6 protein-coding genes and 1 pseudogene are annotated in these 6,498 nt (G+C 75.3%); 3 read left to right on the plus strand and 4 right to left on the minus strand.

The annotated features are described in order from the left end of the window. Positions 1 to 111 precede the first annotated feature (111 nt). Together Q6969_RS11765 and gabT are read right to left on the minus strand one after the other, a co-directional pair. Positions 112 to 1,122, minus strand: coding sequence for an asparaginase (locus Q6969_RS11765; RefSeq protein ID WP_317230606.1), 1,011 nt, complete (start codon positions 1,120 to 1,122; stop codon positions 112 to 114). Continuing rightward, positions 1,122 to 2,537 (minus strand): 4-aminobutyrate--2-oxoglutarate transaminase, encoded by a 1,416-nt coding sequence (gene gabT / locus Q6969_RS11770; RefSeq protein WP_317230607.1) that lies wholly within the window; start codon positions 2,535 to 2,537, stop codon positions 1,122 to 1,124. Before gabT ends, Q6969_RS11765 begins: the two co-directional genes overlap by 1 nt. Positions 2,538 to 2,608: 71 nt before the next feature. Between gabT and Q6969_RS11775 the strand changes: the two genes are divergently transcribed. From Q6969_RS11775 to Q6969_RS11785, 3 genes are all read left to right on the plus strand, one after another. Further along, positions 2,609 to 3,106, plus strand: coding sequence for an OsmC family protein (locus tag Q6969_RS11775; protein ID WP_317230608.1), 498 nt, complete (start codon positions 2,609 to 2,611; stop codon positions 3,104 to 3,106). A gap of 151 nt (positions 3,107 to 3,257) precedes the next feature. Next, complete coding sequence (locus tag Q6969_RS11780; protein WP_317230609.1) at positions 3,258 to 4,265, plus strand: FKBP-type peptidyl-prolyl cis-trans isomerase; 1,008 nt, start codon at positions 3,258 to 3,260, stop codon at positions 4,263 to 4,265. A 7-nt stretch (positions 4,266 to 4,272) separates the two neighbouring features. After that, complete coding sequence (locus Q6969_RS11785) at positions 4,273 to 5,355, plus strand: 1-deoxy-D-xylulose-5-phosphate reductoisomerase (protein WP_317230610.1); 1,083 nt, start codon at positions 4,273 to 4,275, stop codon at positions 5,353 to 5,355. 304 nt (positions 5,356 to 5,659) lie between these two features. Here Q6969_RS11785 and Q6969_RS11790 read toward each other — a convergent pair whose 3' ends face one another. Continuing rightward, complete coding sequence (locus tag Q6969_RS11790; protein WP_317230611.1) at positions 5,660 to 6,250, minus strand: hypothetical protein; 591 nt, start codon at positions 6,248 to 6,250, stop codon at positions 5,660 to 5,662. Continuing rightward, positions 6,247 to 6,498, minus strand: a pseudogene (locus tag Q6969_RS11795) (serine/threonine protein kinase); the annotation flags it as partial. The pseudogene Q6969_RS11795 and the gene Q6969_RS11790, both read right to left, overlap by 4 nt.

The following is a 6,498-nucleotide window of genomic DNA, read 5'->3' on the forward strand; positions in this document are numbered from 1 at the left end:
CGACGACCGCGCACCCGACGACCGCGCCCCCGCCGACCGCGCACGCCGCAGCGGAGCGTCCGGAGGGCCACGCCCCCGGCGGGCACCACCCTCTCGGGCCGGCGCCCGCGGTCAGCCGATGAGCGAGGGCGACACCCGGATCTCGCCGACCGGCGCGCCGCCGCCGAGCACCACGAGGTCGAGCTCGGGGCGCACGCGCTCCACGTCCTCCGGCGTGATCGCGCCCGCCTGGGCGAGCAGCTCCAGCGCCACGATCGTGGACGCCCGGAGGCTCCCGTCGAGCGTCTTCGACGCCACCGTGGTGCCGTCCGGCGCCGTCATGATCATGATGCCCTCGGCGCCGCCCTTGGCGAACAGCCCGAGGCGCTCGATCACGACCGTGTTGGCGCGGCTGGGGCCGTCGATCGCCCAGCCGTGGGCGCGCACCGCCGCGGTGAGCGCCGCCGCGTGGCGGTACAGCGCGAATGGCGAGCCGGGCGCGGAGGTCGCGATGCGGTGGATCCCGCGCGCGAGCGCCGTGAGCGACATCGCGTGCACGGGAGCGCCGCACCCGTCGATGCCCGTGGTCGCGATGCGCTCCCCCGTGAACCGCTCGACGACGTCGCGGATGCGCACCTGCAGGGGGTGGTCCGGGTGCAGGTAGTCGTCGGTCGACCAGTCGTTGGTCACGCACGCGAGCAGCATCGCGGCGTGCTTCCCGGAGCAGTTCATGTAGACGGGGGAGGCGGGGATCCCGGCGCGCACGAGCTCGTCGCGGGCGGCCCGGTCCAGCGGCCAGTCGGCGGGGCAGCGGAGGGCGGACTCGTCGAGGCCCGCCTTCGCGAGGATCCCGCGCACGACCTCCACGTGCCGCGCGGTCGCCGCGTGGCTGGCCGTGGCGAGCACGTGCTCCTCCTCGGTCAGCTCCGCGCCGCTCGCGAGCACCGCGAGCGCCTGGAAGGGCTTCATGCTGGAGCGGGGGAAGACGGGCGTCGTCGCGTCCCCCGCCTCGCGCAGCACCTCGCCCGCGGGCGAGAGGACGACGGCCGCGCCGATGTGGCGCGACTCGACGAACCCGCTCCGGTCGAGCACCGCGAGCTCGACGGCGCCCTGGACGGGGATGGTCTCGACGGCGGCCGCCATCACAGCGCCCGGAACGCGTCGGCGATCACGCCGAGGGCGTCGTCGAGCAGCGCCTCGGAGATGGCGAGGCTCGGCAGGAAGCGGAGGACGTTCCCGTACGTGCCCGCCGTGAGGATGATCACCCCGTGGGCGTGGCAGTGCGCCGCGATGGCGGCGACGGCCTCGGCGTTGGGCTCCTTGGTGGTGGATCCGGTCCCGGGCTGCACGAGCTCGATCGCGACCATGGCGCCGATGCCGCGCACGTCGCCCACGATGTCGTGCTCCGCCTGCAGCGCGCCCAGCGCGCGGTGCAGGTGCTCGCCGATCCGCGTGGCCTCCGCGAGGAGGCCGTGCGTCTCGATGGCCTCGAAGACGGCCACGGCCGCTGCCGCGGCCACGGGGTTGCCGCCGAACGTGCCGCCGAGCCCGCCGGCGTGGGCGGAGTCCATGATCTCGGCGCGGCCGGTCACGCCCGCGAGCGGCAGGCCGCCCGCGATGCCCTTGGCCGTGAGCACGAGGTCCGGCACCAGGCCGAGGTGCTCGCTCGCGAAGAAGCGCCCGGTGCGCGCGAGCCCGCTCTGGATCTCGTCCGCGATGAACACGACGCCGTTCGCCGTGCACCACTCCTGCAGCGCCGGCAGGAAGCCGTCGGCGGGCACCATGAAGCCGCCCTCGCCCTGGATGGGCTCGGCCACGACGCACGCGAGGTCGGTCGCGCCGATGCGCTTCTCGAGGTACGCGATCGTGCGGGCCGCGGCCTCGGCTCCGGAGAGCCCGTCGTGGTAGGGGTAGGAGCTCGGCGCGTGGTACACTTCGCCGGCGAAGGGGCCGAAGCCGGTGCCGTACGGCGAGGCCTTGTAGTTCATCGCCATGGTGAGGTTGGTGCGCCCGTGGTAGCCGTGGTCCAGCACCGCCACCGCACGCCGGCCCGTGTGCTTGCGCGCGATCTTCACGCCGTTCTCCACCGCCTCCGCGCCCGAGTTCACGAGCACCGTGCGCTTCTCGTGCGTGCCGGGCGTGTGCTCCGCGAGGAGCTCCGCCACGCGCACGTACTCCTCGTAGGGCGTCACCGTGAACAGCGTGTGGATCACGTCGCCGAGCTGCGCCGTCGCGGCGTCCACGACCTCCTGCCGCGTGTGGCCGACGGTGGTCACGCCGATGCCGGCGCCCAGGTCGATGAAGCGGTTGCCGTCCACGTCCTCCACGATCGCGCCGTGCGCCCGGGCCACGTAGACGGGCAGGAGGGACGCGACGCCGGGCGGCACCACGCGCTTCCGGCGCTCGTGCAGCGCGCGCGAGAGGGGGCCCGGGATCTCCGTCAGGACGCGTCGCTCCTGCGGCACCTGCGGGCGCGCGTCGCGGTCGGTCGCGGCGGGGGAGCCGGGGGCGGTGCCGGCGGGGGTGCCGACCAGGGCGGAGTCCAAGGTGTCAGTCATGATCCGGCGAGCCTACCCGCGCGGACAGCGGGATCCGGGAGGGCCGCGGCCCGGTTCGCTACCGTGGTCCCATGCAGATCGAGCACCGCTACGCCCTGTCCCTCGAGTGGACGGGCGACCGCGGATCCGGCACGTCCGACCACCGCGCGTACGGTCGCGACCACGTCGTGCGGGCCGCCGGGAAGCACGATCTGCTCGGCTCCGCGGACCGCCCCTTCCGCGGCGACGTCGACCGCTGGAACCCCGAGGAGACGCTCCTCTCCGCGCTCGCCCAGTGCCACCTCCTCAGCTACCTCCACGCGGCGGCCTCGGCCGGCGTCGTCGTCGTCGGCTACGCGGACGAGCCGACCGGCACCATGCGGCAGACGGACGGCGGGGGCGGCCACTTCGTCGAGGTCACCCTGCGTCCCGTCGTCACGGTGCGCGACGCCGACCAGGCGGAGCTGGCCGCCTCCCTGCACCAGGCCGCCTCCGAGCGGTGCTTCATCGCGAGCTCCGTCAACTTCCCGGTGCGCCACGAGCCGCGCACGGTGGTGGCCGGGACCGCCGACGCCGACGCCGACGCCTGATCCGCGGCGGCACCCCGCCCGCATCGCGCCGACCCGGATCCCGGTGGTCCCCACGCGGTCCCTGTCAGCCGTCCCCCTGCCGCGTCAGGCAGACTGTCCGGGTCCCTCCTCCATACCTGGTGCGTCCGGCGCGCCGATGAAAGCGACTCCCGTGAAGCGACGCATCCCCCTCACCCTGGCCGCGGCCGCCGTCCTGGCGCTGTCCGCCTGCACCGGCGGAGGCACCACCACCGCGGACCCGTCCGCGAGCCCGACGGCCGGCGCGCGCACCGCGGGCGCGTCCTGCATCGACACGCCCTCGGGCGACGCGTCGGAGTCGGTCGAGGTCTCCGGCGACTTCGGCTCCGCTCCGGAGGTCACGGTCGACGGGCCGCTCACGGTCGAGACCACCGAGCGCACGGTGGTCACGGAGGGCGACGGCGCGGAGATCGAGGCCGGCGCCACGGCGGACATCGCGCTCGCCGCGTACAACGGGACGACGGGCGAGGCCATCTCGCAGCTCGCGTACAACGCGGAGACCCCGCTGCCCGCCACCATGAACGACGGCGCCCTCGTGCCCGGGGTCGTCCGCGCGGTGGAGTGCACCACGGTCGGCTCGCGCATCGTCGCGGTCGTCCCCGCGGCCGACGGCTTCGCCGGCGAGCAGGCCACGCAGCTGGGCCTCGGCGCCGACGACCCCATCGTGATCGTGGTCGACGTGCTCAGCCAGGCCGCCACGCGTGCCGACGGCGTCGACCAGCCCGCGCCCGAGGGCTTCCCCGAGGTGACCCTCGCGGACGACGGCGCCCCCACCATCACCATCCCGGACGCCGACCCGCCGACGGAGACGCGGATCGCGAACCTCAAGGTGGGCGACGGCGAGGAGGTCACCGACGGCGCCAGCGTCACGGTGCAGTACACGGGCATCAACTGGAACACGAAGAAGGTGTTCGACTCCAGCTGGGACCGCGGACAGTCCGCCACGTTCGTCACCTCGCAGGTCATCCCGGGCTTCACGAAGGCGCTCGTCGGCCAGAAGGTCGGCTCGCAGGTCATCGCGATCATCCCGCCGGCCGACGGCTACGGCGACGCGGGCTCCGGCGAGGACATCGGCGGCACCGACACCATCGTGTTCGTCGTCGACATCCTCGGCACCCAGCCCGCCGCCGCAGGCCAGTAGGTCCGCCGTGCGCCGCGTCATCGTCCTCGGGTCCACGGGCTCCATCGGCGTGCAGGCCCTCGAGGTCATCGCACGCCACCCGGAGCTCTTCGAGGTGGTGGGGCTCGGCGCCGGCAGCAAGCGGGAGGCCCTCGCCGAGCAGGCGCGCGTCGCCGGGGTCGAGCACACCGCCCTCGGGGCCGACGAGGCCGAGCAGCTCATCCGCACGGTCGACGCCGACGTGGTGCTCAACGGCATCACCGGGTCCGTGGGGCTCGGCCCCACGCTCGCCGCGCTCGAGGAGGGCCGCACCCTCGCGCTCGCCAACAAGGAGTCGCTCATCGTCGGCGGCGAGCTGGTGCGCTCCCTCGCGGCGCCCGGCCAGCTCGTCCCCGTCGACTCGGAGCACTCCGCGATCGCGCAGGCGCTGCGCGGCGGCACGGCCGAGGAGGTCCGCCGGCTCGTGGTCACGGCGTCGGGCGGGCCCTTCCGCGGGCGCACGCGCGCCGAGCTCGAGCACGTGACACCCCGCGAGGCGCTCGCGCACCCCACCTGGGACATGGGGCTCGTCATCACCACGAACTCCTCGACCCTCGTCAACAAGGGCCTCGAGGTCATCGAGGCGCACCTCCTCTTCGACGTGCCGTACGACCGCATCGACGTGGTCGTGCACCCGCAGTCGCTCGTGCACTCGATGGTCGAGTTCATCGACGGGTCGACGCTCGCGCAGGCGTCGCCGCCCGACATGCGCCTCCCCATCGCCCTCGGCCTGAACTGGCCGCACCGCATGCACGACGTCGGCGTCCCCATCGACTGGACCCGTGCCGCGACGTGGACCTTCGAGCCGCTCGACGACGAGGCGTTCCCCGCGGTGCTGCTCGCGAAGCGCGTCGGCGAGGCGGGGTCGACCTACCCGGCCGTCTACAACGCCGCCAACGAGCAGGCCGTGCAGGCGTTCCACGCGGGACGCGCCGGCTTCCTCGACATCGTCGACACCATCCGCCGCGTCGTCGACGCGCACGAGACGGCGTCCGGGCCCCTCACGCGCGAGTCGCTGGCGGAGGCGGAGCGCTGGGCGCGGGCCGAGGCCGACCGGGTCCTCGCCGTCTGATCCCCGTAGCGCCGCACGGGTCGGTGCCCGCCCCGTAGCCGGGACCTCGCCCCGGAGGGGTCGCTCCGGCGCGGTGCGGGCCGGCCCCGGCGCGCACGGGGAGACGCGGCTCCGTCATCCGGCTGCACGGCGGCTGCCCTGCCGACGTCCGACCGCCGGTCCGCGGCTCCGCCGTCGACAGCGCGCAGGGAGGCGGATCCGCGGTCGTCCGACCCCCGGTTCGCGACAGCGCCGCCATCGGCCGACTCCGCGGCCAGGTCCCAGCTCCGCCGTCGTGCGGCCGACTCCGCGACCGGGTCCCGGCTCAGCCGTCGTCGGACCCGCCGTTCCCGTTCCCGTTGCCGTTCCCGCCCCCGCCGTTCCCGTTGCCATTGCCGTTCCCGTTCCCGTCGTCCTCCGAGGTGGGCGTGGGCGACGGCGTCGGCGTCGGCGAGGGCGTGGCCGTCCGGGTGGGCGTCGGCGTCGGCGTCGCGGACGGCGTGGGCGTGACGGACGGCGTCGCGCTCTCCGACGGCGCGGGCGTCGGCGTCGGCGTGGAGTCCGCGGCCTCGCGCGCGGCCTCCAGCTCGGCGCGGACGGCGTCGATGCGCGCGATGACGTCGTCGTGCCGGGCCTGGTCGATGGTCCCCTCGGCGAGGTCCTCCTCGGCCGCCGCCCGCAGCTCCTCGAGCTGGGCGAGGGCCTTCTCGTAGTCGCCGTCGGCCGAGGACCGCGTCACCGCGAGCGTCCGCTGCTGGAGGTCGTCGAGGGCGCGTTCGGCGGGCGTCGCGGAGCCGGCGCATCCGGCCAGCAGGAGCAGCGCCGTCGTCGTCGCCGCGAGGCCGACGGCGACGCGCGCACGGAACGGCCGGCGTCCGTCGGCGCGGCTGGCGGTGCGGGATGGGGTGCGGATCACGGGGCGTCCTCCACGCTCTTCTGCAGCTCCTCGAGGCTCGCGCCGAGGGGTCCGGGCACGGACGGGTAGGAGACGCTCCCGTCCTGCGACGACGTGTACGTGACGACGCCCACGACGGCCGCCGCGGCGACCAGGACGGAGACGACGGCGATGCTGAGCGTCCGGGCGCCGCGCCGCGCCGCCGGATCCCGGTCCGCCGCGGGTCGCGCGGCAGCGGGGGAGGTGCGGGGGGCGTGCGCGGTCGCGGC

Source organism: Clavibacter sp. MX14-G9D, from assembly GCF_032917815.1.
Taxonomy (GTDB): Bacteria; Actinomycetota; Actinomycetes; order Actinomycetales; family Microbacteriaceae; genus Clavibacter; species Clavibacter michiganensis_K.

What these genes read in the sequence shown, in the direction of transcription:
- Q6969_RS11765 (WP_317230606.1), bottom strand. Translation starts at nt 1,122, where the DNA reads ATGGCGGCCGCCGTCGAGACCATCCCCGTCCAGGGCGCCGTCGAGCTC.
- gabT (WP_317230607.1), bottom strand. Translation starts at nt 2,537, where the DNA reads ATGACTGACACCTTGGACTCCGCCCTGGTCGGCACCCCCGCCGGCACC.
- Q6969_RS11775 (WP_317230608.1), top strand. Translation starts at nt 2,609, where the DNA reads ATGCAGATCGAGCACCGCTACGCCCTGTCCCTCGAGTGGACGGGCGAC.